Consider the following 26,148-nt stretch of genomic DNA (forward strand, 5'->3'; position numbering starts at 1 on the left):
TTGTATTTATAAAATATTTATCAAAAATGCTTGTAAAAATACTCAAACCCCACTTTTCGTTTTTTGAAAAGTGGGGTTTGTCGACGGTCTGTAGGCACCTAAAGGTGCCTTTTTTATTGACTAACTTTTCTAATGCTGTTATAACTAAGTTGGGTGGTTGTTATGATATTAATTCAATGTGCACTTTATGTTGAAGCAAAACCTTTAATAGAAAAATTTGATCTTAAAAAAAATATGAAGGAAAATTTTTTTGAGGTTTTTGAAAACGATGATATAAAGCTTATAATATCAGGATATGGAAAGATAAATGCATCCTCTAGTGCTACTTATTTAGTAAGCAAAAATTTGGATTGTAATGCTTTTTTAAATATAGGAATTGCAGGAAGTAGAAAAAGAAAAATTGGAGAGGCTGTTTTAATAAATAAGCTGAAAGACTATGATACACAAAGGACTTTTTATCCAGATATTTTACTTAAGCATAAATTTAAAGAAGGTTTTCTAGAAACTTTTTCAAAGGTGGTAAATTTTGAAGTAGAAGATTTGTGTGATATGGAGGGGAGTGCTTTTTTTGAGGCCCTATCTAGATTTTTGCCACCTCATAAGATACAGCTTATAAAAATAGTTTCAGATAAATTAGATGGAGAAAGATTAGATTTTGATTTTGTTTATGATATAGTAAAGCAAAATGTAGAATATGTAGAGGATTATATAAATTGCCTTAATAAAGCCTTTAAAAAAGATGAGTTTTTTGATGTTAATGATAAAATTGTTATAAATACCATAGTAGATAATTTAAGTTTGACGGAGTTTCAAAAAAATGAATTTATAAAAAATTACATTTCTTTTAAACTAAGAAAAGAGGATTTAAATAAAATAGATAGGTTTTTAAAGCTTAAAGTTAAAAATAAAAATGAAGGGAAGAAGTATTACAATGAGCTTATTAGAATTATATCAGAATAAATTTTCCCATGTTTATGTTGAAAAAGAAATTTTAGATCATGAAAAAACCAGAAAAATATTAGATAAAATTAACAATAAAAACATAATATTAATTGATGATTACAAAGAAGTTTTTAACAGACCAAAACAGAATTTTTTAATTCAAAAGTTAAGCCAAAAACTTATATTAGCAAGAAAAAAGGATGATTTTTTATATAAAGGTTCTGAGCTTTGTGAGAATTTTGGTTATAGAAATTTTTTCTATGCTTCTAATATTTTAAACTGCATATATGACTGTGAATATTGTTATTTAAAGGGATTATATAACTCATCAAATATCGTTATATTCGTTAATATAGAGGATTTTTTAAACAGCATGGATATAGAATCTAAAGATAAACAAATTTATGTTGCTCTTTCATACGATTCAGATATTTTAGCCTTTGAAGGTTTAACAGGATTTTGTAAAGATTATATAGAATATGCAAAATATAACAAAAACATTTTGTTTGAAATAAGGACAAAGAGCTCAAATTTTAATCTTGTTTTTGATTTAGAGATTCCTGATAATGTAATATTTGCTTGGACGCTTTTACCTGAAGAAGTAATTTCTTTATATGAAAATAAAACGCCTTCCCTTGATTTAAGGCTTAAGGATATAAAAATGGCTCAATCAAAGGGTTTAGAGGTAAGGCTTTCAATTGAGCCTTTGATAAAAATAAAAAATTTTGAGCATGTATATAAAAATTTTATAAAAAAGATTTTTAGTGAATTAGATAAAGAACTTATAAGAGATGTAAACGTTGGTGCTTTTAGGGTAAGCAAAGAACATATGAAAAGAATAAGGAAGTTAAATCCTTATTCTAAAGTATTTTCTTATTCCTTTGAAGATAAAAAAGGGTATGTAAGTTATAAAGATGAGGATTATATGAGGGAATTTGTTATAGACGAAATTAAAAAGTATATAGACAAAGAAAAAATATATTAATGATAAAATGCTGCCAAGAGGCAGCATTAAATCATTTTAATAGCTCTTTGAGGGCATATTTGGGCACATTTTCCACAGCCTATGCATTTGTTTTGATCAACTTTAGGGGTGGATGCACCAAAAAGCTTTACTTCTTGAGTTATTGCACCTGTTGGACATACTCTTTTTGCAGGGCAAAAAGGAGATCTATCGCATATGTTTGGATCTATATATGCCTTTTTCATATTTACACCTCCAAATACCTATAAGGGGTATCTAAAATAATTATATAACATAACAAGTTTTTCTGCAAGATATAAAATTCATATTTTAGCGCATAATAATTTTGGAGGGATTTTATGCTTAAAATAGTTAAAGTTTTAAGGGATAATGAAGGCAATATTATTTCTTTTGAATTAAACAATGGGGAAATTGTAAGCAAAAATGAAGCTGTTGAAATGGTTAAAGAAGGGAAAATAAAAGGGGCTATTTTAGGAGTTGATGAATACGGTCATCCTACAATTCATTCGGTTTTAGGGGCTAATAGATTTGATGATGTTGAGAATCTACCAGAAGTATAACCCCCAAAGGGGGTTATTTTTCTTCACTAAATGTAAGTTTTGTGGTTATTTGTTTTCCGTCTCTGTATAATACAACCTCAACAGTATCTCCTGCTTTATATTTTGATTTTATATTTTCTAATTCTAAAAGCGATATTACTCTTTTATTATCAAGTTTTAATATTATATCCCCTACTTTTATTCCTGCTTTTTCAGCTCCGCTACCTTTAGTTACTGATATTACATATATTCCCTGAGGAATTTTATATATATTTGATATGGCTTGGGTTATTTCTCTTCCTGATATTCCTATAAATGGTCTTCCTTTTACATAGCCGAACATAACTAGTTGGTCAATTATTGGTTTTGCATCATTTATAGGAATTGCAAAACCTAAGCCTTCAAGTCCTAAATTAGAAATTTTAGCTGTATTGATTCCTATAACTTGTCCTTTAGAATTTACTAAGGCTCCTCCGCTGTTACCAGGGTTTATTGCGGCATCGGTTTGAATTAAATTTAATACTTTATCTCCTATTTGAACTTTTCTATTTACAGCGCTTATTATTCCTGATGTAACTGTTCCTGCAAAGTTTATTCCAAGGGGGTTGCCAATTGCAACAGCAAGTTCTCCAACTTCAAGGGAATCTGAATTTCCAAGTTCTGCAACAGGTAAATTATCAAGGGATATTTTTATAACGGCAAGATCGGTTTTTTTATCTCCACCTATAAATTGAGCTTTAGATTGTCTACCATCTGGCAAAAATACCTCTAAAGTAGTATACTTACTATAAGGATTTTTAGGATCTGCATATTCAACAACATGGTAATTGGTCATTATATATCCATTTGCATCAAATATTATTCCGGATCCTTCTGAACTTGTTTGAGATAATGCTTGATTTAATCTATTTGGAACCGTTATTGATGTTTTGATTGCGACAACAGATGGAGCAGCTTTTTTTACAATTTGAGGAATTGTAAGGGAGCTACTAGCGTTAGAGGTACTTATATACATTAAGTTTTGTGGAAAAGTTTTACATGATGTTTCTTGTTTATTAATAAAGAATATAGAACCTAATATAATTGATGTTGTTACTGAACTTATTATTGACAAAATTAAGGTTTTAAAATGCTTTTTCATTTTATCACCTCCATTTATTATCATAAAATTTTATGTTTAAAAGTTGGTGAGAAAAATTTAAATTTTTTATTAATAAAAGGAGGAATTTATATGGAGTTTACAGTAAAAACTTCAAAAAGGGAAGAGTTTATAGATATAACTTATTATGTTAAAGAGGCTGTAAAAAGCAAAAATGTTAAAGATGGAATAGCTGTTGTTTTTGTTCCTCATACTACAGCCGCAGTTACTATAAATGAGAACGCTGATCCTGATGTGGTTTATGATATGATAAATACTCTAGATAGGCTTATTCCACAAAGGGGGAACTATATGCACATAGAAGGCAATTCCGATGCCCATTTAAAGGCATCAATGTTTGGTTCTTCTGTTACAGTTATAATTGAAAATGGCACTTTAAAACTTGGAACATGGCAAGGTATATATTTTTGCGAATTCGATGGACCAAGAAGTAGAAAATTTTATGTAAAGGTTATAGAAGGATAAATAATTGAAATAATAAATAATAAAAACATGATGGGGTGACAAGTTATGAATAGAATAGGTAAAAAGATAGAAGAGGCGAGAAATAGGTCAGCTATAAGTATTAAGGAACTTGCAAAGAAATTAGGGGTTTCCCCAAGCTACATAACGGAAATTGAAATGGGTAAAAAAATTATAAATGAAAATATGATAAAAAGGCTTGAAAAGATTTTAAATGTAAGTCTTGAGGATGATTTATATGAAGATATACAACAGCCTGTTGAAAATATAAAAACTTATGATAATTTACCAATAAATAAAGATATAGAAGATGCTTTTTCAAACATTATAAAAAAAGTTCCTGTTTGTGATGTTTATTTTAAAGAAATTTATGATTACAAATTAATGCCAGTTATAGATAAAAAAATAGAAGGTTATAATCAAGATAAAATAATTTTTATTAAAGCTCCCGATGATTCTATGAGAGGATTTAAAATATCAAAGGGAGATAAAATAATGCTTTTTAAAACCTCTGAAATAGAAAACAACAGTATATTTTTAATTGATATAGCAGGAAAAAGATATATAAGACAGCTTAAAAGATTAGATTCAAATAAAGTTATAATAATAAGCCATGGAAATGATATAAAAACTGAAACTTTGGATATAAAATCCTTCACTGTTATAGGAAAGTGCATAAAATTGGAGATAGATTTGTAATGTTAACGTTATATCAGTGATTTTAATTTTTATTAATACTTTATTTTAACAAAACTTAACAAGAATGCTGACTTTAAGCTTTTTGATGTGTTTTACATCCTCCCGAGATAATTTTAGATGTTATATAATTAACAAATACAAAAAAATACGTTGAACTTTTCTGAAAAATGAAGTATTATTATATTTAAAATTCAGTAGATGGGGGGATGTAAATGACTGAAAAAAGAGAAAACTGGGGGAGTAAGTTGGGGCTTATTTTAGCTATGGCTGGAAATGCCGTAGGACTTGGAAACTTTTGGAGATATCCTTATCAGGCTGCTAAAAATGGCGGAGGAGCTTTCATGATTCCATATTTTGCCGCACTTATACTTCTTGGTATTCCTTTAATGCTTGTTGAATGGAATCAAGGAAGATATGGTGGAAAATATGGGCATGGAACTTTAGGTCCTATGGTTTATCTTCAAGCAAGGGAAGGAACAAGTCCCAAAATTGCAAGAATACTTGGAGGTTTAGCAGGAGCGTTAGCCCTTGGTGTTACAGTTTTGCTTAATTCTTATTATAATCACATAATAGGGTGGACTTTAGGATATGCTTATGAGACTGCCTCTGGCGGATATATGGATAAGGCTATAAATACGGGAGAGTATTTTGTTAAATATATTCAAAATCCTTTTAAAGTTGTTTTATTCTGGATTATTGCTCTTGCAATTTTAGCTTTTGCTGTAATGAGGGGAATACAAAAAGGTATTGAGGCTTGGGCAAAATTCATGATGCCTACGATTTATGTGTTTGGTATAATTCTTATAATTAGAACATTAACTTTAGGATCCCCTATAAAGCCTGAATGGACTCCAATAGCAGGACTTGATTTTATATGGTCTCCAAGATGGCAGGACCTTAATTGGACATCAGCTCTTGCAGCAGCAGGACAGATATTCTTTACCCTATCCCTTGGTATGGGAATAATTCAAAATTATGCTTCATATTTAAAACCTGAGGACGATATAGTTCTTTCTGGACTTGCAACTGTTTCGTTAAATGAGCTTGCTGAAGTTATCCTTGGAGGAACTATTGCTATTCCAATAACTTATACCTTCTTAGGCCCCGAAGGATTAAAAAGCGGCGTTGGACTTTCCTTTATAGCATTACCAAATATATTTAGAGAAATGGCTGGAGGAAGGATATTTGGAACTTTCTGGTTCTTACTTTTGTTCTTTGCAGGATTTACAAGTGCTATTGCTATGTATAACTATCTTGTGGCTTTATTTGAAGAGGAAGTTGGAATGCCAAGAAAGACGGGTTCAGTTTTGGTATTTTTAATATATATATTGTTTGGTCTTCCGGTTGCTCTTGAACCTATTCTTACAAAAACTGCAGAGCTTGCCTACCTTACTGAACTTGATAATTGGGTTGGAAGCTATTTACTTGTAGTTCTTGGGCTTTTAGAGGTTATAGTAACTGGATGGTTGTTAGGAATTAAAGGGCTTGAGGAGATGAACAAAGGTAGCTTTTGGAAGGTATCAAAGGCCTTTTATAATATTTTTATTCAATTTCTAACTCCTATTACAATAATTATACTTCTTGTGTTTTCAACAAAGGATTATATAAAGGCAGGATACTTTAAATGGATACCAAGCTTTGTAGAAAAAACTCCTGAACTTGTTCCATGGGTTCTTTTAGCAAGATTTGTTATGCTCTTTATATTAATAGTAGGCTTTACTCAGGCATATAAAAACATAGGAAGAAAGTATGGAAAAGAAATTCAAGAGGGAAAGGTCCTTGTAAGGAGGGGATAATGTGTCTTACGGAGCTTTAACCTTTATGATACTTGCTTGGGGTGTTATATTTGCAGCTGTTTTTGTAACTTTAAGTTCTCTTTTAAAGCATAGTAAATAATAATTGCCTCCCTTTTGGGAGGCATTTTTGGAGGGATTTTATGGACAAGGTTTTGTTTTGTATTTTTGATGATCTTATAAAGAAAATAAAGCTTATGAATTTAAAAAATAAAGATAAGTATATCTATGATATTGAAAGGATAAAAAGTATATATAAAGGTCTTGAAATTAAAAAAGATAAGAAGATTATACTAGATAGCATAATAAAAAATGGAAGAGAGCTTTTAAAGGAGGATGTGGATTTTAAGAATAAATTAGAGGTTTTTATAAGATATTGTTATGCAGCCATATATGATTTTGAAGATAACTTAAAGCCTTTAAAAAATATAACTTTAAGTTTTACAATAAGTTGCATGCTTTTTATGATTTTATCTCCTCAATATCTTTCCTATATGCTTCCTCTTTTGATGATAATCCCTATATTTTTAGGATTAAGGGGAATGAAAAAAAGAAGTTTAAACGGACTTATACTAGGTTTATCTGTAATGCCAATGACGGTTTTAAATTCAACTATAATATTAAAGAATGCATATCTTGTAAGAAATAACTTGGATGACTTTTTAATGGATATTGCAAAGGTTTATGGAAAATCATTACAGGCTGTTAAATTTATTTTTACAGGATCTTTGGTTTTAGGAATTATAATGTTAGTTACGTCGACTTATACTATTTATTTAGCATATAAACATAGAAAAATGTTTGTATAGGCTGCCAAGCAGCCTATTTTTGTTTAACATGATGTTTGCGTAGGATATATTATAAAGTATAAAATATTTTTTGGTGGTTGCTATGCTAATGGAGAAAATAAAAGTTAATTATAAGGGTATAATTTTTAGGCTTTTGTTTTCTTTGTCAATAGGTTTTCTAAGTAAAATATACCTTATTCTTAACAATTACAGGGGAAAGGTATATCATTTAAAAACTGTATTAGATGATATGATTCCTTTTAATAAGTATTTTGTAATACCATATCTTTATTGGTATATTTATATAGCTGCTGTTTTAATTTATTTTGCTGTGGTAGATGGGAAAAAATATTTCAAGCTTTTGTTAAGTATTTTAGTAGGTATGGGTATAAGTTGTATAATATATTATTTTTTTCCAACAACTGTTTCAAGGCCTTTGTTAAAGGGGGAGGATGTGTTTACGAAATTAGTGTTTTTTATTTACAAAAAGGACAACCCATATAATTGTTTTCCTAGTATTCATGTTATAAATTCATGCTTAGCAGCTATTTATGTAAACAGGGAAGGTATACTTAAAAATTATAAAATGATATCCACATTGATAGCTGTCAGTATAATACTTTCGACTCTTTTTATAAAACAGCATTATGTTTATGATGTGTTAGCAGGAATAATAGTTTCTTATATTATATATTTTGCGTTTAATCATAGTGTTGTATTAGATAGGGTAAAGCAAAGATATCCGCTTGAAATCAATAGATAAAGGCACCCTAGGGTGCCTTTAATATAAGATCTCATTATAGTTTTGTATTTTAATATCTTTATAAAAGAAGCTTAGAATTTCCCTATAATTTTTCCCTTTTATTGCTAGATTCATAGCTCCATATTGGCTCATACCTACTCCGTGGCCATATCCTCCTCCAAATATGGTTATTTCTTTGATTTTGTTTTTATTATATATTTTGTCTATTATGAAAAATGGAGAAGGAATGTTTTCAGTTTTAAATTTTAATCCTGATATTGTTTCAATATTTATTTCTTTAGGAGTTAATATATACTTAATGTTTGAAGGCCCCAAAATTTTAATCTTTTTTACATTGGTTATTATTATCATTTCTTGAGGAATTCCACTACGGCTTATTTTTGATATATATATGTCTTTTATATCTCCTATACCTTCTTTAGGGATATTAGCTTTTTTATAAAAGTTTAAAAACCATTTTTCTTTAAAGTCGTTTGGATTTTTTAAATATCTTTTATATATGTTTTCATTTATAGTTTTATTCATTTCACTAAAGGGTAGTGTAAATTTCCATCTGAAATATGGAGAGTTAGAATCCACAGCACTTAAAGTCCAATCTTTAAAAAATTTTGATGCTTTTTCTTTTGAATCTATTCTAGCAATGTTTTCATTTGTATAGTTTTTAAAATCAAGGTAAGGCTTTGGATTTTGTTTTAATGGTTCTTTGTAAAATTCATCGTATGCTGCACCTAATCCACAGGAAGTTGAATAATATTTTGCATCTATTATTTTACCTTCATATGTTAAAACTTCGCCTTTTGTTTCTTCAATTGCCTTTTTACAAAGGTCGTTTGTAGGTCTTTCATTATAAACTTGGCTTTTTGTTGTATCGTCTATGTTAAATCCATACTTTGAAAATCTTCCATTTAGAATTTCTGATATAGCATAAGTTCTTGCTGCGACGCTTTGAACTTTATATCCTTCTACTCCTCCATATCCCGGCATTTCAGAGGGGACTACATATTTTAAGTAATCTTCAATATCTATTTCATTTATTATTCTAAGTTTTTTATTGTTTAAAAATATTTCTATACTTCCAAAATACTCAGGAATATATCCGTTGTTTCTTCTAAGGGATGTTATTAAAATTGGTGATTCTTTTGGATATATAAATATTCTTTTATCTGTAATGAAAATATTTTTATTTAATTCAACTTTTATTTTATCGTTTAGAAGACTGAAGGTAACGACGTCTTTTCCTTTTGTTTGTATTTGAAAATCTTTTGAAAATATATTAAATCCTTTTTTTGAGGTAATAGTTATTATGTTGTGGTCATAAGAAGAAAAATCTTGATTAGACAGTCCCACCCTTATTTTTTCAATTTTAGGATAAGTTATTAAAATTGCTTTTATGTTGTTATCATCTAGTATAAATTTATAGTTAAGGCCTACTATTACATAGTTTGGGGTTACTAATTTATAAGTTTTACCTTGGGTTAAGTAGTAAAATGTATTGTTAAGATTATAAATTTTATCATCTATGTTGATAGTATTAATATCTTTTGCAAAAACTTTGCCTTTTATTGATTTTAAAGGTTTTATATAAACGGTTCTTAATCCTTTAAGCTTTATTTTATAGGCTTCAGATTCTATAAAATCTTCTTTTTTTACTGTAACCCATTTTGTATTTTTTCCGCATAATATTTTTAATTTATATGAATTTTTTAATTCTTTTTTTTCGATTAATATTCCACAATCTATGTTTGAAGGCATAAAAAATAGGAAATATGATAAGGCTATTAGTATAAACAATATTGGAAGTATATATTTTAAAGGACTATCCTTTCTCATCATACCACCTCTTTATTTTTCTTAGTTTATTTTACAATAATATTTTATTAATTAAAAGGTAATTTTTATTGTTTAATATCAAAAAAAGTGATAAAATTAACTTTAGCCTGCATCCTTTATGGAGCGGGACTTTGGGCAAAGAGGTGTTAGTATGAAAATAGGATTTATTGGTGCAGGAAAGGTAGGTTCTGCCTTTGGGCGCTACCTCTTTGAAAAGGGACTTGAAATTTCAGGTTATTTTAGCAGAAGTTTGAAATCCTCAGAGGAAGCTGCTTTGTTTACTAAATCAAAGCCTCTTTCTATGAAGGAGCTTGTAGAAGTTTCTGATTATATATTTATTACAACTCCCGATGATGTCATATCAGAGGTTTGGCAAAGTCTTAAAAAATTTAATCTCAAGGGGAAAAGAATATTCCATATGAGTGGGTGCCTAAGCCTTGATGTATTTGATGGTTATAAGGATTTAGGCTTAGGGTGCTATTGTCTTCATCCTTTATATCCCTTTACCGATAGAAATTGTTTTAAAAAATTAGAAGGTGTTATATTTTCTTTAGAGGGAGATAATATAGAAGGCATAAAGGATTTTTTACAAAAATCACAAATTAAATATTTTTTAATAAAAAAAGAAAATAAAGCTAAGTATCATTTAGCTGCGGTTTTTGCTTCTAATTATTTAGTTTCTTTAGCGAAGATATCTAAGGAGTTACTTTTAGAATCTGGAATAAAAGAAGAATTTATAATAGATGCTATATATCCTTTAATGGAGGGGGCCCTTAATAATATAAAAGAAAAAGGAGTAGAAGGGGCATTAACAGGTCCTATTGTAAGAGGAGATTATTTAACTGTTAAAAGGCATGTAGAAAATGCAGGTATTTATAAAAATATATATAAAGAACTTGGGAAAATTGCTCTTTGTATAGAAAGACTAAAAAATGTTCAAGGTAAAAAAGAAAAGCTTGATAAAATAGAGGAAATTTTGAGGGGGTAGACTATGAAAAAAACAGTTTCATATTTTAAAGAAGCAAAGAAAAGCGGCAAAAAAATAACCATGCTTACAGCGTATGATTATTCTATGGCAAAGATTATAGATGAAGCAGGAATAGATGGAATTTTAGTTGGAGATTCGTTAGGCATGGTTGCTTTAGGATATGAAAATACTCTTTCTGTAACCCTTGATGATATGATTCATCATATAAAAGCGGTAGTTAAAGGTGCAAAAAATGCTTTGATCGTTGGAGATATGCCATTTTTATCCTACCATGTATCTGTTGAAGAATCCATTAAAAATGCAGGAAGATTAATTCAGGAGGGAGGATGTCATGCTGTAAAACTAGAAGGAGGAGTTGAAGTATTAGATAAGGTAAAGGCAATTGTAAAGGCTCAGATACCAGTTATGGGACATATAGGGCTTACGCCTCAGTCAGTCAATTTACTTGGTGGCTTTAAAGTTCAAGGAAAATCTAAAGAGCAGATAAAAAAGCTTGTTGAGGATGCGAAGTATCTAGAGGAGGCAGGGGTTTTTGCTATAGTTTTAGAGGCAGTTCCTGATGAGGTAGCAAAGCTTATAACCGAATCTGTATCTATTCCAACTATAGGGATAGGAGCAGGAAGGTTTTGTGATGGCCAGATACTTGTTGTAAACGATATGTTAGGACTTTTTAGCGATTTTGTTCCTAAGTTTGTAAAAAGATATAGAAATCTTAAAGAAGATATACAAGGTGCTATAAAGGAATATATAGAAGATGTTCAAAACGGTGGTTTTCCGGAGGATATACATTCGTTTAAAATAGATAAAACAATAATAGAGGAGATAAAAAAAGAAATTTAGGGGGACTTAAAATGGAGATAATAAGAAAGGTATCTGACATGAAAAAGAAAATTAATTCCATAGTAAAAGAAGGAAAGACTATAGGATTTGTTCCAACTATGGGTTATCTTCATGATGGCCATAAAAGCCTTATAGAAAGGGCAAGAGAAGAAAATGAAGTTGTGGTTGTAAGCGTTTTTGTAAATCCTACTCAATTTGGGCCAAATGAAGATTATGACAGATACCCAAGGGATGAGGAAAGGGATATAAAGGTTTGTAGTGAGGCAGGATGCGATATAATGTTTATTCCTAATAAAGATGATATGTATGGACAAGATTACTCTACCTATGTTGAAGTTTTAAATCTTACTGAAGGGCTGTGCGGGGCTTCAAGGCCAGGACATTTTAGAGGAGTTGCAACAGTAGTAACAAAACTTTTTAACATAGTAAAGCCTACAAGGGCATATTTTGGGCAAAAGGATGCTCAGCAGCTTGCGGTAATAAAAAGAATGGTGGAAGATTTAAATATGGATGTTGAAATAGTTCCATGTCCCATAGTAAGGGAAAAAGACGGCCTTGCTATGAGTTCAAGAAATGTTTATTTAAGTGAAGATGAAAGAAAACAGGCTTTAGTTTTGTATAAATCTTTGAAACTGGCAGAGGATTTAATTAAAAATGGAGAAAGGAATGTAGAAAAAATAAAGGGTGAAATGATTAAACTTATAAATACAGCCAAAGATTCTGTTATAGATTATGTGGAAATTGTGGATAATAAAAATTTAAAGCCTTTAGAAAAAATAGAAGGTGAAGTTTTAATTGCCATTGCAGTTAAAATTGGAAAAACAAGACTTATAGATAATACTGTTGTAAAAGTATAAGGAGGATGGTTATGCTTTTAAATATGCTAAAGGCTAAAATACACAGAGCAACTGTTACTGAAGCAAATTTAAATTATGTAGGCAGTATAACAATAGATGAAGAGCTGATGGATGCTGTTGGCATATACGAAAATGAAAGGGTGCAAATAGTAAACATAAACAATGGAGAAAGATTTGACACTTATGTTATAAAAGGAGAAAGGGGTAAAGGGCAGATCTGCTTAAATGGAGCTGCAGCAAGGCTTGTTCATCCGGGGGATAAGATAATTATAATGGCTTATTGTTTTGTGGAGGAAAAAGAGGCAAAGTTTTTAAAGCCAAAGGTTATTCTTGTTGATGATAATAATAGGATTGTTGAATATTTACATGAAGAACATGGTAAAATAGTATAAGCACCCCTTTGGGTGCTTATATCATTTTTTCATGAAATTTTTTGATTCTTTCAAGTTCTTCTTCTGTAGCTCCTAAAAGGCTAAGGGCTTTGAATATATAGGTATCGGCTTTTTCAGAGTAGAATTCTGGAGAGGTTGCAACGGTTAAAAGTTCTATTTCTTTAAAGTTTGGAAGGTTTTCAAAGGTTAAAATGGAGTATTCTATATTTTTTATTCCAAGTCTTGTTATAACTTCAAGGGTGTAGTCTATGCAGTTGTTTTTTATATTTATAGATTTTACAAGCTTTTGAGGAACAAATTTTTCAGCAACCTTTGGGTCGTTAAGATTATAAGAATTATAAGGAACAACCCAGTATATTTTGCTTATAAATCCGTCTCTTATTGCATACCACATATAATCATCACAGTTCATATCTGTGTCTTTTAAAAGCGTAAGATTTTCTTGTTTATTTCTATAAAGATCGCTGTGGGCATCTATGTGGATAACTGTGTTGTTTAAGCTTCTGTTTATCCACCAATATGTGTATGATTTTTTGTGGTTTGTGAAAAACTTTTTTTGTTTTGTGTTTAAAAGGCCATGCTCCTTTAAATTCAAAATAAATTCTTCTATATCGCTTACAAAACATTCTTCGCCTTTATAAAGCCTTTTATTGTTTATTCCTTCTTGTTTTATAGGTTTTACTAAAAAATCTAGATCTATATCAACATAAATTCCCATAGTTTCACCTCTTGATGAAATATAAAAAATAAGTATAAAATATTTTTAAGTTAATTCAAGGGGGATAAAGTCTTGAAAAAGAAGATATATATTATTTTTTTTATCATATTACTTTTAAACATAAATGTTAAAGCTTCGTCAAACAAATATTATAACAAGTTTTATAGTTCTTTAAAAGATGCTGTTTTGTATAAAAAAAGTGTTGTTAAATTGTATGGATATGATTATTCAAAATTTAACGCTGGCTATGTTGTAAAAAATGTAATGTTAAAATATAAAAATACAAAATATGTAGTATCTGAAATAAGGATAAAAAAGTATAAAAAAACTACTTATGTTTACTTAAATTATAAATCTGCCCATTATGTAGCCAATAACAAAGATGAACTTGAAAATATTTTATTATCAGTTATAAAGTCTGGCAGAAAAAATGTATCTGTAAAGGTAAATAATTATACCCCAAATTATGATTTTAAGACAGTTATAAGCTCATTAGATCTTTCAACTTCAATGTATTTTGTATCAGGTTTTTCATATAAAATTTATCAGTTTAAATTAATGCCAAGTCAGGTTGTTGTTGATTTTAATTTTTCTTATGTTAATTTATCAAGTTATCAAAGGTCAGGTCCAAGGATTATAGTAAAAAATGAAGATGAATTGTATAGGGCTTTAAAGAATGGAATTTACAATTTAAATGATAGGATTTATCTTATGTTTTCAGATTCTATAAAAAGTAAAGGTACAGATATTATATTTGATTATATAGCAAAAGTTTTAGAGGATAATGGAGAACTTTATTATATAAAGTCCTATGGTTATATATCCTTTGATTCTAATGTGGTGGTATTATTAGAGTATATGTTTAATAAGGAAGATTTAATTTTGATGAGAAATAAAGTAAAGGAAAAAGCAAAAAGCATAATAGAGGATATAATAAAACCAGAGATGTCTGACTATGAAAAGGTAAAGGTTATTCATGACTATATCATAAAGAATACTAAATATGATTATTTAAATGTTTTAAATGATACAATACCAGAGGTTTCCCATACCCCTTATGGGACTTTGATAAACGGTGTTGCAGTATGTGATGGTTATGCCACAGCTTTTAATATGCTTTTAAGTATGGTAGGTGTTGAATCTAAAATAGTTTTTGGGTTTGCCAATGGTCTGCCTCATGCTTGGAACATGGTAAAATTAGACGGGACTTGGTATCATGTGGATGTTACCTTTGATGACCCTGTTGTAAATGGAGGAAAAATAGATGTTATAAGATATGATTATTTTATTATAACCGATAGTCAAATTTTACAAGATCATAGCTTTGACATGGCAAGATATCCTAGAACTGGTTCAGTTCCGTATAAGCATCAAAATTAATTCGAATTATATATTTTGTATTGTATAATATATTTTGTTAAATATCGAAATATATTATACAAACAAGTAATATAATTGACAAAAATATTAAGATGTGTTAATATAAAATCAACAGAATAAGCTTAAGGCCATCCATATAATCCCAAGAATATGGCTTGGGAGTCTCTACCGAGGGGCCGTAAACTCCTCGACTATGGATGAGCTAGGGGGATATTGCCATCTAGCTCTCCATAGCTGGATGGCAATATTTTTTAAGGAGGGGTTATGTGATGCTTGAAAGACTATTTAAGCTTAAAGAAGCAGGAACAGATGTTAAAACGGAAATACTTGCAGGAATAACAACATTTATCACTATGGCCTATATAATATTTGTAAATCCTAATATATTAAAGTTTGCAGGAATGAATAGTAAAGGTGTCATAGGAGATTTAGCTTCAGGATTTAATGCTATAAACGATCCGGTAGTAGCTTCTGTTTTTGCTGCAACAGCAATTTCAGCAGCGATAGGAACCTTTATTATGGCTTTATACGCTAATCTTCCTTTTGCTCAAGCTCCAGGCATGGGACTTAATGCATTTTTTACTTATAGCGTGTGTATAAATTTAGGATATACTTGGCAGCAGGCTTTAGCTGCGGTATTTATATCTGGAATTTTATTTATAATAATAACGGTAACTTCTTTAAGGGAAAAAATAGTAGATGCTTTGCCTAAAAATTTAAAACTTGCTATATCAGCAGGCATAGGACTTTTTATAGCCTTTATAGGCCTTAAAAACGGTGGTATTATAGTTGATAATCCTGCCACCTTAGTAAGCTTTGGGAAATTTACGGACAAGCATGCTCTTTTAACTTTAATTGGAATTATAATAACTTCAGTATTGATGGCAAGGAGGGTAAAAGGTTCAATATTGATAGGCATTATTCTTACAACTATAATAGGAATCCCCATGGGAATTACTAATTTAAACGGGGCAGAGATTATAAGCATGCCACCATCCCTTTCACCTACATTTATGAAGCTTGATTTTAAAGGGCTTTTAAGCTTAAAGGGTGGAATTTTAGGAGCTTTATCTAGCCTTATTATGATTGTTATATCCTTTAGTTTAGTTGATATGTTTGATACTATTGGAACTTTAGTTGGAACTGCTCAAAAGGCAAATATGCTTGATGAAAATGGAAAAATGAAAAATATGAATAAAGCTCTTTTAGCTGATGCTGTTGCAACAGCTTGTGGAGCTTTACTTGGAACAAGCACTGTTACAACTTATGTAGAATCAACAGCTGGAATTTCCCAAGGGGGTAAAACAGGCCTAACTTCTTTTACCGTTGGAGTTTTATTCTTGCTTTCCCTATTCTTTAAAGGAATAGTTGGGGTTGTTCCTCCTGAAGCTACGGCACCTGCCCTTATTATAGTGGGTGTTTTAATGATGGGGGCAGTTAAAGATATAGATTTTGAAGATTTTACTGAAGCTCTTCCTGCATTTTTTACAATATCTATAATACCTTTTAGCTACAGCATTGCAAATGGTATAGCAGCAGGAATTATATTCTATCCTATAGTAAAAAATGTAACAGGAAGATTTAAAGAAGTTCATCCTTTACTGTATGTTTTAGCTATATTGTTTATATTAAGGTTTACAATATTCCCCCATTAGAATTAATATAAAAAGCGGCAAGGATTTCCTTGCCGCTTTTTAATCTTTGTGTTCTTGGTCAAGAACCATTTGAGCAATATTATTTGAGTGGTCTCCGATTCTTTCAAGGTTGCTTAAAATATCTAAAAATATTGTTCCGCTAACTGGGTTACATACTCCTTTTGAAAGTCTATTTATATGGTCTTCTCTAAATTTCCTTTGAAGTTCATCTATTTTCTTTTCGGTTAGAATTACATTTTTTGCTTTTTCAAAGTCTGTTTTTTCAAGGGATTCTACTGCTAAATCAAGGGCATCTTTAACAGTTTTATACATTTCCTTTAATTGAGATATAGCAGATTCAGAGAAAGGAAGTTTGTTATCAATTTTATATATTGCAAGTTCAGCAAGGTTATCGGCATGGTCTCCAACCCTTTCAAGGTCATTTACAACATGGAAAAGGCCGGATACAATCTTAGAATGTTCTTCAGATAAAGAAGTATTAGAAAGAGAAACCATAAATTGAGTTATCTCTCTTTCTAAAAAGTTTATTACTTCTTCTGTTTTAAATACTGATTTTATAGCGTTTTCATCACCATTTATTATTGCTTCTGTTGCTGTTGAGAGGTTTTTAGAAGCAAGTTTTCCCATTCTTACAACTTCTTTTATAAGTTGTCCTACAGCAATTGAAGGAGTTTCTAAAAGTCTTGTATCAAGATGTTCAAGGGCCATAACATCTTCTTTTTCTTCTTTTCCAGGAATTATCCAATTAACAAATTTAACTAATAAAGGTATGAAGGGTGCTTGAATTATTGTGTTTGTAATATTAAATATAGTGTGGGAATTTGCAATTTGTCTTTTTATATCCCCACCTAATATAGGGATTAGTTTTACAACAATAGGAAGTATAGCCATAAATATTAAAGTTCCAATTATATTAAATGTTAAATGTATTAAAGCAGCTCTTTTTGCATTTTTATTTGTTCCTATGCTTGCAAGAAGAGCAGTAACACAGGTTCCTATATTATCTCCAAAAAGTATTGGAAGGGCAACAGAAAGAGGCATGGCATTTAATCCTGCTAAAGCTTGTAAGATACCTATAGTTGCACTACTGCTTTGAACTATTGCTGTCATTCCAAACCCTACAAGAACACCCATTATAGGATGTTGACCTATTGTTATTATTAAATTTTTAAAACCTTCAAGTTCTGTCAATGGTCTCATGGATTTTTCCATCATCTTCATTCCAACAAATAGCATACCAAAACCTAAGATTATCTCTCCAATGTCCTTTGTTCTTTTTCTTTTAGCAAACATTGTTATGGCTGTTCCTATGGCAATGGCCAAAGGAGCTATATCTGTAAGTTTAAAAGCTATAAGCTGTGCTGTCATAGTTGTTCCGATGTTTGCTCCCATTATTATTCCTGCTGCTTGATAAAGATTCATAAGTCCTGCATTAACAAATCCTACTGTCATTACCGTTGTAGCACTGCTGCTTTGAATTATAGCTGTAACCAAAGTACCTACTAGTATGGCAAGAACTCTGTTTTTTGTTAAAGTTTCAAGAATTTTTTTTAGGCTGTTTCCTGCGGCTTTTTGTAGGCCATCCCCCATTATTTTCATACCAAAAATAAAAAGGCCAAGCCCACCTAAAAGCTCAAAAACATTTTTGTAATTCATACCATACTCTACCTCCGTTGTAAAAGTAATTAGCAACACAATAATAACAAAACAATGTTAAATCTATGTTAAGTTTATATTAAGTTTTGCTTTTAATATATTTTGTTTCAAATTCATATGCTTTAAGGGGAGGATCCAGTATATATCCTTGAATTTTTTCTACTTTTAAATTTTTTAAAATTTCTAGCTGTTTTTGAGTTTCAACTCCTTCAGCTACTACAGAAAAATTTAAAGTTTTAGATATTGATAAAATTGCTTTAATTATTTCAATATTTTTTTCTTTTTCAATATCTTTTATTAAGGATTTGTCAATTTTTAAAATATCTACAGGAAGTTTTGTAATATATGCTAAGGAAGAATAACCTGTTCCAAAGTCATCTATTGCAATTTTTATTCCAATGTTTTTTAAGGAATCTAAAATGTAAGAGGCTTTATCTATATCCTCTAAAGTTTCATCTTCTGTTATTTCAAAGATTATATTTTTAGGGTTTATTTTATATTTTTTAATGCATTCTTTTGTAAAATCTATAAAGTCTTGACTGTATATTTGAGAAAAAGAAATATTTATTGAAATTGAAAAATCTTTTTTATATTTATTCCATATACTTAATTGTTTAAAAGCATTGTCTAAAACCCAGTTGTTTATTTCATTTATAAGGCCTAAATCCTTTACAATAGGCAAAAACTTATCAGGAGACATAGAAGTATTTTTACTAAAAAGTCTGAGTAAAGCTTCTGCGCTTTTTATTTTATTTTCCGTAAGGCTGTATATAGGTTGGTAATATAATGCAAATTCATTGTTTTCTAGTGCTTCTTTAATTTTGTTGCTTAATTCAAAGCTTGTTAAAGCTTTTTCGTTTAAAGATGTGTCGAAATATTGATAGTTTAATTTATTTTTCTTTGCGTGATACATTGCAATTTCAGCATTTTTTAATATACATTGAAGATTTGTTCCGTCCTTAGGAAAAGATGCAATCCCCATTGATATATCTATATATATTTTGTCGCCTTTAATTAATAAAGGACTTGAAAACATTTCTATTATATTGTTTACTATAATTTGAATTTCTGAATCATTTTCTAAAACGGCTAAAAATTCATCTCCGCCAAACCTTGATATAAACCCATTGTTAATTTTACTTGTTAATTTTTTAGATATAAGTTTTAATACAACATCTCCAAAAAAATGTCCTTTGACATCGTTTAAAATTTTAAAATTATCTATATCAATAAGGATAACATTAAAAGTTTTGTTTTGTTTTATAAGTTCTTCAATATGTTTTATAGCAAGGTTTCTATTAGGAAGTTTAGTTAATGTATCATAGTAGGCTAATTGATAAAAATTTTTAATGTTATTTTCTAATTTTTTTGTCATGTTTTCTATTGTATCTAGCATCTTGTTTATACCACAAGAAAGAATATAGATTTCATCATTTCCATTAAGAGAGATTCTAATTTTTGTGTTAGAAGTTCTTGTAATTTCATCTACCGTGTCTTTTATTATAATTACCCTATCTAAAACAGTTTTTTTGATTTTAAACATAAAATATAAAGTGGATAAAATTATAACTAAGGTGTATGTTAAGAAAAATATTTTAATGTTTTTTAAAGTTTCTAGATAAAAATTCATTTTATATTTAATATTAAAAGTTATAGAGGGTTTACCGAATATATTTTTAAACGTTGTTGGAACTATTATGTAGCTATCTTTATGTTGTAAGTCACTGCTAAAAATGTTTGTTATACAGCATATATCTATGGTTAATTCATCGTTTATTTCAGATATTTCTTCTTCGTTTAGATATTTTCCAACTACAAAATATCCATTTTTATTTAATTTACCTGTTTCAACAGCTTGTATAATTAATATTGTAGGAACGTTTTTGTAATTGTTTATTCCAGCAGTGTCTTTATTATAATTTTGTATATATGTTTTAATGTCCTTTAATATATCCTTCTTAAGGGTTTTATTTAGTATTTCATCGGCAGTGCTATTTGAATTATATCTTTCATATATTATGTTGCCTTTTTTATCTAGAATGAACAAAAAATTTACGCCGTTTTTATCAAAGGAATTTGAAAAGGAAAAATTTAATTTAATATAATCTTGATTTTTATTTGTTATAAAATCGTAAGTTTCCTTCCATTTTGAGTAATCTAAACAAAGGTTATATAAAATGTTTTGATGTTTTAAAATGTATTTATTTAACCTATTTATTCTTTCAATAGCTCTTTGTTTATCTGTTTCAATTATGGAATTTATTATAAAAAACCTTGCAGTAAATAAAAAAATAAATACAAGAAAAATAGCCAATAATGTCATATCCTTTAGTATTTTACGTTGAAGCTTCATTAAAATTCCTCCAGGTATTTTTAGATTATTATACAATAAGTTTGTTGAAAACAAAATACTTATGTTGAAATTTAATGAAAATTATGAAACAATGGCTGCAACAATTAAAGATGTAGCAAAAAAGCAGGGGTTGGGATAGGAACTGTATCTAGGGTTTTAAATAATCATCCTTCTGTATCTGAAAAACAAGGGAAAAAGTTTTAAAAGCAATAAAGGAACTCGATTATAATCCTAATGCCGTAGCAAGGAGTTTAAAGGTAAAAGAAACAAAAACTGTTAGAGTTATGATTCCTGATAATCAAGGGATTATAATGAAAATGATTTATTTAGGATAAAGGATGATGTTTTAAATAAAGCAGTTTATAAAGGATATGATAGTATAAAAAGTGAACAAATTGAGTATATGAAAAAGTTTTAAGAATACTCCAAGGGAAAAATATCCTCTTCTTTTACATTATCATCCTCTTGTTATTTATAGGCATCAAAAATAACTACCAACGACTCTTCATTATCTTCTTGTATTTTTAGCATAGTGGCTTGTGATATTGGATACCTAGATAAAGCTTATGATTATTTTATGAGGACTGCAAGGATGGACCTTGATGATCACCATGGAAATACTAAAGATGGAATTCATGCTGCTAATATGGCTGGGTCATGGATGGGAATAGTATTTGGTTTTGGTTGATAAAGAGTATGTTGTATTAAGCCTTTTATGTGGGGAACCTTTAAAGGTTTTAGTTTATGATAATGAAATATATCTTGAAAAAGAAGTAAAGCTTAAATTAGCGGATTAAAAAAGCTTTAATAGAGCTTATTATCAAAAATATAAGGCTTATAACTCCATAAAGTGGATATATAATCCTTATAAGTTTTGAAAAACTTATAAGGGAAAATGGAATTGATACGGCTATTATTAAAAAAACCGTTTTTCTATAGCTTAGTTTTAGTAGACTTTTGAATCTATTTGAAAGGGCATATATATCGCTTATTTCCGTAGATATCATCTCAAGCCAAATAGCAATGAGAAGATTTGTGGGAAGAATTTTACCATAAAACTTTGCTATATATAAATTAGGTATTTCTTTTATAAAACTTTGAGGATAAAAGGACATTATTGAAAAGTTTATAAAAGATGCCATTATTGTTAATATTATGCTTCCTATAATGGAGCCTTTTAAAAAGGCTCCTTTATTTTTTATTTCATCCATCATTGGGGTAAAAACTCCAACTAGGGACATTATGTTAAAGGCAGAGTATATTATTGATGATGTAATCCAGTTTGATTTTAATGGTTTATATATGCTTGATATGTGATAAAAGGCGTTTTTTTGTGTAAAAAAGACAAATAGACCAAGGACTAATATGTTAAGGGTTGAAAAGGGAACCACTAAAGAATTAAATTCTATAATTCCTTTGGTGGAAAAAAGAGATATTATAAGGACTATAAGGCTTACAAATATGACGGCTATTTTTTTATCAATATGAAAGTACTCATATAACATTGTTGCAGAGCCAGAAATCATTATTACATTGCTTGCAAATATAAAAAAGGAATAGATGATATCGCTTAACAAGCTGAATCTGCCAAATATAAAATCCATAAAATCCTTGTAGGATTTAAATTTAAATTTTATAGAAAGTTCTATTATTATTTTTGAGAAAAATATATAAAAAATACAGCACAAAATAATGCCTAAAAATCCTTTTGAGCCATATACTGTAAAAAATTGAAGTATTTCTTGACCAGAGGCTAATCCAGCACCTATTATTGTTCCTACAAATACAAAGGCAATTTTTAACTCCTTCACTTTATCACCATGAATATTACTACAAGACTATGATATGAAAAAAAATTAATAATAATGATTAATTTGAGGAAAAATAAATAAAAAAGGTAGGTGATGGTATGAAAAGGATATTTGCAGTAATGTTATTTATTATGTTGCTATTATTAACAGGTTGTCCAGATAAAAATAAAAAATCGAATTCTGATAAAACGGAGGTTAAAATTGAAAGAATAGATAAAAAGGCTGCGGAGGAATTTTTAAACAATTATATGTTTCATGCAATGAAAAGGGATATAAATGCTATGTCTTCTTATTATAGCTCAAACTTAAAGCAAAATTATAACGTTTCAAAGGTTTTAGATGAACCAAGGCCTGTGGGATATAAAATTGAAACCGAAGGAGAGGAAAGTGAATATAAAGTTCATGTTTTTAACGCTTATTTAGGATATCCTTATTTTTCTGATGATGTGTTTAAATACAAGATTATACTTAAGGATGGGAAGATGCTTATAGATGAAATAAAAAGGGAAACCTCAACAGAGATATATTCAAAGGGTAAAAAATTATACAAAAGGATGGAGGAAAATTCAAAAGAAGAATTTGTAATATCCCTTGATGAGCTTCCTAATTTTGTTTCAGCTCAAAATATGTTATCTTTAGAACAAAAGTATCAAGTTCCTAAAAAAAAGTTTGGGCCCTGTGCTGTAAGCAGCGAAGGGGATATGTTTGTTATATCAAGCGTAGATGAAAATTCCTTTGTTGGGGTTGTAAAACTTGAAGAGCAAGTTTTTAAGGTGGCTGAAAAAGGACAAGAGGAAACTCAAGGAACACAGCAGGATAAGGAAGATGAAGAAAAGGAAGAAAAAGAACAAAAACAAGTTAAGTTTAAAGCCTTAGATTATTTTTTGAATAAAGTAATAAATCTAGTAATCATATCTCCTGATGGCAAAAAAATTTTAGTAGTAACTGAAGATAAAAGAGGAAAAAGCGATATAAAAGCATATAATAGTGATGATGGGACTTTAATTGAGCTTTCCTTTGAATCTCAATTTAAAGGAGATGTATTTTCGTTAAAGGATCCTTTCTTTATATCCGATAAGGAGTTTGTTTTTAAGGTGGATGTTAAATCCGGAGCAACACAGGAAGAAAAAAAGTTGAAGGGAGATTGGATTTATGACTTTGAAAGCAAAAAATTCAGACAAATCAAACAATTTTGATTGTAACTTTTTAAATTTGAAAGTATAATTATAATTAAGAAATAAGTTGGGGTGGGTTTATGAGTTGGGGAAAAGATATTAAAGTTATTAACATCAGATGGATAAGATTTAAAAAGAAATTTGAGGGCATTTTAAACTTTATATTGCCCAAGAAAGAAAAGGTTAAAGGTAAAAGCTGTAATAGGGCTAATAAGGTTATTTAATTTTGTTTAGTTTGCTTATTTTATTTGTATACCTTATACATTTAAGGTATTTTTTTTGTTTGTTATTATATTATTAAAGTTAAGAATTTTAAGGGGGATTTTTATGGCAAAGGTTGTTTTAAAGAATGTTTATAAAATTTATCCTGGAAACGTTGTAGCTGTTAAAGATGTTAATTTGGAAATAGAAGACAAAGAGTTTGTGGTTTTAGTTGGACCTTCCGGGTGTGGTAAATCTACTACCTTAAGAATGATAGCAGGGCTTGAGGAGATATCATCAGGAGAGCTTTACATAGGGGATAAATTAATGAACGATGTTCCACCAAAAGATAGAGATATTGCAATGGTTTTCCAAAATTACGCTTTATATCCACACATGACGGTTTATGAGAATATGGCATTTGGATTAAAGCTTAGAAAAGTTCCAAAGGATATAATAGATAAAAAGGTTAGGGAAGCTGCTAGGATACTTGATATTGAACATCTTTTAGATAGAAAGCCTAAGGCTTTATCTGGAGGACAAAGACAAAGAGTAGCTCTTGGAAGGGCTATAGTAAGAGAGCCAAAGGTGTTTTTAATGGACGAGCCTTTATCAAATCTTGATGCAAAGCTTAGGGTTCAAATGAGAACAGAGATATCAAAGCTTCATAAGAGATTAAATACTACGTTTATATATGTAACCCATGATCAGACAGAAGCTATGACTATGGGAACAAAGATAGTGGTAATGAAAGATGGTGTAATTCAACAGGTAGCACCACCACAGGAGATATATGAGCATCCTGCAAATATTTTCGTTGCAGGCTTTATAGGTAGTCCTCAGATGAATTTTATAGATGCTAAAATAGTAAAAGAAGGAGATTATTTATACGTTGTATTCGGTAAAGTTAAGCTTCCAATTCCCGAAGATAAAGCAAAAATAATAGAACAGCAGGGTTATGTAGGAAAAGATGTAGTATTTGGTATAAGACCTGAAAATATAGATGATAGCACAGACTTTTTAAATGCCCACAGCAATAGCATAATTGAGGCTAAAGTTGAAGTTGTTGAACATATGGGGGCAGAGACGTATCTTTATGTTGTATGCGAAGGCAAGAACATAACTGCAAGGGTAGAGCCTACTAGCAGGGCTAAGGTTGATGATGTTATAAGGCTTGCTATAGATATGAACAAGATGCATATATTTGACAAGGAAACAGAGCTTGCTGTCTGCTAAGGAGGATATATATGTCGCTTTGTGATACTTTACAAAATATTTTAAAATATGAAATGGGACTTTATGATTTAAATGGAAATTTAAAAGAAGGAAAAGATGTAGGGCTTAAAAATGATGAATTTACTTATATAAAATTGGGAGAGGATATACTTGCTATAAAGGGTAAGTTATCAAGGGATGCTTGTAATCTTATAGAATTTTATTATAACTCTTTTTATAAAAAAGAGGCTGCAGACACTCTGCAGCCTCTTGAGCATATTTTAAAAAATGATGTTCCAAATGAAAGTCTTGTTGGAAAATTTATAAATAAATCAGTTATGTATATTATGTGCCCATTAAAATGCGTTGATATTTTAAAAAGCATCTACGAAGGATGCAAAGTAGATTTAGTTGAAGATGAAGAGGGATTTTATATAGTAAAGGAAGTAGAAAATTTTGAAGAAGAAGCTCAATCAATAATTGATGAATTAAAGCAAGAAGGTTTTTCTAATATATTAATAGGTTGTGGAAGAGCTGTGAAAGGAAGTTATACTATAAAAAATTCTGCTGTTCATGCTAAGATTTCATGTTTTCTTGCAAAAAATTTAGGATATAATGAAGGATTGTTTCATATTGATAAAATGATACTTTATGGTATAATTTCAGAAAGCGACGCTTCCAAAATAGATTTTTATTTAAATGGAGGATATGATGGGTTTTATTACGTTTATAAGGATAAAGAACTTATAAATACAGCTGAAGTTTTATTTAGATGTCATCTTAACATAAGTGAAGCTTCAAGAAGATTGTATCTTCATAGAAATACCCTTCTTTATAGAGTTGAAAAAATAAAAAACCTTACAGGGCTTGATATAAAGAAATTTGAAGAAGCTATGGTATTTAAAACGGTTATAGCTATATTTAATTTAAAAGGAAAGTAGGGGGAG

The 26,148-nt window shown here is 29.5% G+C and carries 27 protein-coding genes, 1 pseudogene and 1 riboswitch; of the genes and pseudogenes, 21 read left to right on the plus strand and 7 right to left on the minus strand.

The features are described from left to right. From C4R78_RS09480 to C4R78_RS04880, 3 genes are all read left to right on the plus strand, one after another. The coding region (locus tag C4R78_RS09480) for a hypothetical protein (RefSeq protein ID WP_207654276.1) at positions 1-194 on the plus strand (194 nt) is incomplete at its 5' end. Then, positions 163-960 carry a 5'-methylthioadenosine/S-adenosylhomocysteine nucleosidase family protein gene (locus tag C4R78_RS04875; protein ID WP_103895980.1) on the plus strand — a complete coding sequence of 266 codons (798 nt, stop codon included), beginning with the start codon at positions 163-165 and terminating at the stop codon, positions 958-960. The genes C4R78_RS09480 and C4R78_RS04875, both read left to right, overlap by 32 nt. Next, positions 932-1,927: an SPL family radical SAM protein gene (locus C4R78_RS04880; RefSeq protein ID WP_103895981.1), complete on the plus strand. Its 996-nt coding sequence runs from the start codon at positions 932-934 to the stop codon at positions 1,925-1,927. Before C4R78_RS04875 ends, C4R78_RS04880 begins: the two co-directional genes overlap by 29 nt. A gap of 26 nt (positions 1,928-1,953) precedes the next feature. On the opposite strand, the gene C4R78_RS04885 is transcribed toward C4R78_RS04880, so the two are convergent. Continuing rightward, entirely contained in the window at positions 1,954-2,151 is a 198-nt protein-coding gene (locus C4R78_RS04885) for a 4Fe-4S binding protein (protein WP_103895982.1), read from the minus strand. 114 nt (positions 2,152-2,265) lie between these two features. Between C4R78_RS04885 and C4R78_RS04890 the strand changes: the two genes are divergently transcribed. Continuing rightward, positions 2,266-2,487, plus strand: a complete 222-nt coding sequence (locus C4R78_RS04890; protein ID WP_103895983.1) for a DUF3892 domain-containing protein — start codon at positions 2,266-2,268, stop codon at positions 2,485-2,487. A gap of 13 nt (positions 2,488-2,500) precedes the next feature. Here C4R78_RS04890 and C4R78_RS04895 read toward each other — a convergent pair whose 3' ends face one another. Next, positions 2,501-3,607: a S1C family serine protease gene (locus C4R78_RS04895; RefSeq protein ID WP_103895984.1), complete on the minus strand. Its 1,107-nt coding sequence runs from the start codon at positions 3,605-3,607 to the stop codon at positions 2,501-2,503. A gap of 90 nt (positions 3,608-3,697) precedes the next feature. On the opposite strand from C4R78_RS04895, the gene C4R78_RS04900 reads away from it, so the two are divergent. The 5 genes from C4R78_RS04900 (at position 3,698) to C4R78_RS04920 (ending at position 8,130) form a co-directional block, all read left to right on the plus strand. Then, positions 3,698-4,090 carry a secondary thiamine-phosphate synthase enzyme YjbQ gene (locus C4R78_RS04900; RefSeq protein WP_103895985.1) on the plus strand — a complete coding sequence of 131 codons (393 nt, stop codon included), beginning with the start codon at positions 3,698-3,700 and terminating at the stop codon, positions 4,088-4,090. 45 nt (positions 4,091-4,135) lie between these two features. Then, positions 4,136-4,786 (plus strand): helix-turn-helix domain-containing protein, encoded by a 651-nt coding sequence (locus C4R78_RS04905; protein WP_103895986.1) that lies wholly within the window; start codon positions 4,136-4,138, stop codon positions 4,784-4,786. Between the two features lie 212 nt (positions 4,787-4,998). Next, entirely contained in the window at positions 4,999-6,582 is a 1,584-nt protein-coding gene (locus tag C4R78_RS04910; protein WP_103895987.1) for a sodium:neurotransmitter symporter family protein, read from the plus strand. Positions 6,583-6,722: 140 nt separating this feature from the next. Then, positions 6,723-7,388, plus strand: coding sequence for a hypothetical protein (locus C4R78_RS04915; protein ID WP_103895988.1), 666 nt, complete (start codon positions 6,723-6,725; stop codon positions 7,386-7,388). Positions 7,389-7,470: 82 nt separating this feature from the next. Further along, the gene (locus C4R78_RS04920) at positions 7,471-8,130 is read left to right on the plus strand and encodes a phosphatase PAP2 family protein (RefSeq protein WP_103895989.1); all 660 of its coding nucleotides are present in this window, start codon (positions 7,471-7,473) and stop codon (positions 8,128-8,130) included. Positions 8,131-8,148: 18 nt separating this feature from the next. On the opposite strand, the gene C4R78_RS04925 is transcribed toward C4R78_RS04920, so the two are convergent. After that, on the minus strand, positions 8,149-9,960 hold the full coding sequence (locus C4R78_RS04925) for a SpoIID/LytB domain-containing protein (RefSeq protein ID WP_159945823.1): 1,812 nt from the start codon (positions 9,958-9,960) through the stop codon (positions 8,149-8,151). 151 nt (positions 9,961-10,111) lie between these two features. On the opposite strand from C4R78_RS04925, the gene C4R78_RS04930 reads away from it, so the two are divergent. From C4R78_RS04930 to panD, 4 genes are read left to right on the plus strand one after another with little or no spacing between them, the layout of a single operon-like run. Then, entirely contained in the window at positions 10,112-10,948 is an 837-nt protein-coding gene (locus C4R78_RS04930; protein ID WP_159945825.1) for a Rossmann-like and DUF2520 domain-containing protein, read from the plus strand. A gap of 3 nt (positions 10,949-10,951) precedes the next feature. Continuing rightward, positions 10,952-11,788 (plus strand): 3-methyl-2-oxobutanoate hydroxymethyltransferase, encoded by an 837-nt coding sequence (gene panB / locus C4R78_RS04935; protein WP_103895992.1) that lies wholly within the window; start codon positions 10,952-10,954, stop codon positions 11,786-11,788. Between the two features lie 11 nt (positions 11,789-11,799). Further along, positions 11,800-12,645, plus strand: a complete 846-nt coding sequence (gene panC, locus C4R78_RS04940) for a pantoate--beta-alanine ligase (protein WP_103895993.1) — start codon at positions 11,800-11,802, stop codon at positions 12,643-12,645. An 11-nt stretch (positions 12,646-12,656) separates the two neighbouring features. Next, positions 12,657-13,037 carry an aspartate 1-decarboxylase gene (panD, locus tag C4R78_RS04945; RefSeq protein WP_103895994.1) on the plus strand — a complete coding sequence of 127 codons (381 nt, stop codon included), beginning with the start codon at positions 12,657-12,659 and terminating at the stop codon, positions 13,035-13,037. A gap of 16 nt (positions 13,038-13,053) precedes the next feature. On the opposite strand, the gene C4R78_RS04950 is transcribed toward panD, so the two are convergent. After that, the gene (locus tag C4R78_RS04950) at positions 13,054-13,755 is read right to left on the minus strand and encodes a hypothetical protein (RefSeq protein WP_103895995.1); all 702 of its coding nucleotides are present in this window, start codon (positions 13,753-13,755) and stop codon (positions 13,054-13,056) included. A gap of 72 nt (positions 13,756-13,827) precedes the next feature. Here C4R78_RS04950 and C4R78_RS04955 point away from each other — a divergent pair, with 72 nt between their 5' ends. Both C4R78_RS04955 and C4R78_RS04960 read left to right on the plus strand, forming a co-directional pair. Beyond that, the gene (locus C4R78_RS04955; RefSeq protein ID WP_103895996.1) at positions 13,828-15,135 is read left to right on the plus strand and encodes a transglutaminase domain-containing protein; all 1,308 of its coding nucleotides are present in this window, start codon (positions 13,828-13,830) and stop codon (positions 15,133-15,135) included. Positions 15,136-15,247: 112 nt separating this feature from the next. Then, positions 15,248-15,349: riboswitch (purine riboswitch) on the plus strand. Between the two features lie 55 nt (positions 15,350-15,404). Beyond that, positions 15,405-16,790 (plus strand): NCS2 family permease, encoded by a 1,386-nt coding sequence (locus C4R78_RS04960; RefSeq protein ID WP_103896032.1) that lies wholly within the window; start codon positions 15,405-15,407, stop codon positions 16,788-16,790. 39 nt (positions 16,791-16,829) lie between these two features. On the opposite strand, the gene C4R78_RS04965 is transcribed toward C4R78_RS04960, so the two are convergent. Next, positions 16,830-18,446, minus strand: coding sequence for a Na/Pi cotransporter family protein (locus tag C4R78_RS04965; protein WP_103895997.1), 1,617 nt, complete (start codon positions 18,444-18,446; stop codon positions 16,830-16,832). A 79-nt stretch (positions 18,447-18,525) separates the two neighbouring features. Further along, positions 18,526-20,799: a bifunctional diguanylate cyclase/phosphodiesterase gene (locus C4R78_RS04970; RefSeq protein WP_103895998.1), complete on the minus strand. Its 2,274-nt coding sequence runs from the start codon at positions 20,797-20,799 to the stop codon at positions 18,526-18,528. Between the two features lie 91 nt (positions 20,800-20,890). On the opposite strand from C4R78_RS04970, the pseudogene C4R78_RS04975 reads away from it, so the two are divergent. Both C4R78_RS04975 and C4R78_RS04980 read left to right on the plus strand, forming a co-directional pair. Further along, positions 20,891-21,095: pseudogene (locus C4R78_RS04975) on the plus strand (LacI family DNA-binding transcriptional regulator); the annotation flags it as partial. Positions 21,096-21,331: 236 nt separating this feature from the next. Beyond that, on the plus strand, positions 21,332-21,487 hold the full coding sequence (locus C4R78_RS04980; RefSeq protein WP_341456810.1) for a hypothetical protein: 156 nt from the start codon (positions 21,332-21,334) through the stop codon (positions 21,485-21,487). Between the two features lie 97 nt (positions 21,488-21,584). On the opposite strand, the gene C4R78_RS04985 is transcribed toward C4R78_RS04980, so the two are convergent. Further along, positions 21,585-22,610: a YkvI family membrane protein gene (locus C4R78_RS04985; protein WP_103895999.1), complete on the minus strand. Its 1,026-nt coding sequence runs from the start codon at positions 22,608-22,610 to the stop codon at positions 21,585-21,587. A gap of 98 nt (positions 22,611-22,708) precedes the next feature. On the opposite strand from C4R78_RS04985, the gene C4R78_RS04990 reads away from it, so the two are divergent. From C4R78_RS04990 to C4R78_RS05000, 4 genes are all read left to right on the plus strand, one after another. Continuing rightward, positions 22,709-23,806, plus strand: a complete 1,098-nt coding sequence (locus tag C4R78_RS04990) for a hypothetical protein (RefSeq protein ID WP_103896000.1) — start codon at positions 22,709-22,711, stop codon at positions 23,804-23,806. A 59-nt stretch (positions 23,807-23,865) separates the two neighbouring features. After that, a complete protein-coding gene (locus C4R78_RS09395; protein WP_159945827.1) occupies positions 23,866-24,009 on the plus strand; it encodes a hypothetical protein in 144 nt (47 codons plus the stop codon). Between the two features lie 103 nt (positions 24,010-24,112). Then, on the plus strand, positions 24,113-25,222 hold the full coding sequence (locus C4R78_RS04995; protein WP_103896001.1) for an ABC transporter ATP-binding protein: 1,110 nt from the start codon (positions 24,113-24,115) through the stop codon (positions 25,220-25,222). 11 nt (positions 25,223-25,233) lie between these two features. Next, the gene (locus C4R78_RS05000; protein ID WP_103896002.1) at positions 25,234-26,142 is read left to right on the plus strand and encodes a PucR family transcriptional regulator; all 909 of its coding nucleotides are present in this window, start codon (positions 25,234-25,236) and stop codon (positions 26,140-26,142) included. Positions 26,143-26,148: the final 6 nt, after the last annotated feature.

The sequence above is a fragment of the Caloramator fervidus genome, from assembly GCF_900108045.1.
In the GTDB taxonomy this organism is placed as follows: domain Bacteria; phylum Bacillota; class Clostridia; order Clostridiales; family Caloramatoraceae; genus Caloramator; species Caloramator fervidus.

Coding starts and splice junctions, on each gene's coding strand:
- C4R78_RS04875 (WP_103895980.1), top strand. CDS start 163: ATGATATTAATTCAATGTGCACTTTATGTTGAAGCAAAACCTTTAATA.
- C4R78_RS04880 (WP_103895981.1), top strand. CDS start 932: ATGAGCTTATTAGAATTATATCAGAATAAATTTTCCCATGTTTATGTT.
- C4R78_RS04885 (WP_103895982.1), bottom strand. CDS start 2,151: ATGAAAAAGGCATATATAGATCCAAACATATGCGATAGATCTCCTTTT.
- C4R78_RS04890 (WP_103895983.1), top strand. CDS start 2,266: ATGCTTAAAATAGTTAAAGTTTTAAGGGATAATGAAGGCAATATTATT.
- C4R78_RS04895 (WP_103895984.1), bottom strand. CDS start 3,607: ATGAAAAAGCATTTTAAAACCTTAATTTTGTCAATAATAAGTTCAGTA.
- C4R78_RS04900 (WP_103895985.1), top strand. CDS start 3,698: ATGGAGTTTACAGTAAAAACTTCAAAAAGGGAAGAGTTTATAGATATA.
- C4R78_RS04905 (WP_103895986.1), top strand. CDS start 4,136: ATGAATAGAATAGGTAAAAAGATAGAAGAGGCGAGAAATAGGTCAGCT.
- C4R78_RS04910 (WP_103895987.1), top strand. CDS start 4,999: ATGACTGAAAAAAGAGAAAACTGGGGGAGTAAGTTGGGGCTTATTTTA.
- C4R78_RS04915 (WP_103895988.1), top strand. CDS start 6,723: ATGGACAAGGTTTTGTTTTGTATTTTTGATGATCTTATAAAGAAAATA.
- C4R78_RS04920 (WP_103895989.1), top strand. CDS start 7,471: ATGCTAATGGAGAAAATAAAAGTTAATTATAAGGGTATAATTTTTAGG.
- C4R78_RS04925 (WP_159945823.1), bottom strand. CDS start 9,960: ATGAGAAAGGATAGTCCTTTAAAATATATACTTCCAATATTGTTTATA.
- C4R78_RS04930 (WP_159945825.1), top strand. CDS start 10,112: ATGAAAATAGGATTTATTGGTGCAGGAAAGGTAGGTTCTGCCTTTGGG.
- panB (WP_103895992.1), top strand. CDS start 10,952: ATGAAAAAAACAGTTTCATATTTTAAAGAAGCAAAGAAAAGCGGCAAA.
- panC (WP_103895993.1), top strand. CDS start 11,800: ATGGAGATAATAAGAAAGGTATCTGACATGAAAAAGAAAATTAATTCC.
- panD (WP_103895994.1), top strand. CDS start 12,657: ATGCTTTTAAATATGCTAAAGGCTAAAATACACAGAGCAACTGTTACT.
- C4R78_RS04950 (WP_103895995.1), bottom strand. CDS start 13,755: ATGGGAATTTATGTTGATATAGATCTAGATTTTTTAGTAAAACCTATA.
- C4R78_RS04960 (WP_103896032.1), top strand. CDS start 15,405: ATGCTTGAAAGACTATTTAAGCTTAAAGAAGCAGGAACAGATGTTAAA.
- C4R78_RS04965 (WP_103895997.1), bottom strand. CDS start 18,446: ATGAATTACAAAAATGTTTTTGAGCTTTTAGGTGGGCTTGGCCTTTTT.
- C4R78_RS04970 (WP_103895998.1), bottom strand. CDS start 20,799: ATGAAGCTTCAACGTAAAATACTAAAGGATATGACATTATTGGCTATT.
- C4R78_RS04990 (WP_103896000.1), top strand. CDS start 22,709: ATGAAAAGGATATTTGCAGTAATGTTATTTATTATGTTGCTATTATTA.
- C4R78_RS09395 (WP_159945827.1), top strand. CDS start 23,866: ATGAGTTGGGGAAAAGATATTAAAGTTATTAACATCAGATGGATAAGA.
- C4R78_RS04995 (WP_103896001.1), top strand. CDS start 24,113: ATGGCAAAGGTTGTTTTAAAGAATGTTTATAAAATTTATCCTGGAAAC.
- C4R78_RS05000 (WP_103896002.1), top strand. CDS start 25,234: ATGTCGCTTTGTGATACTTTACAAAATATTTTAAAATATGAAATGGGA.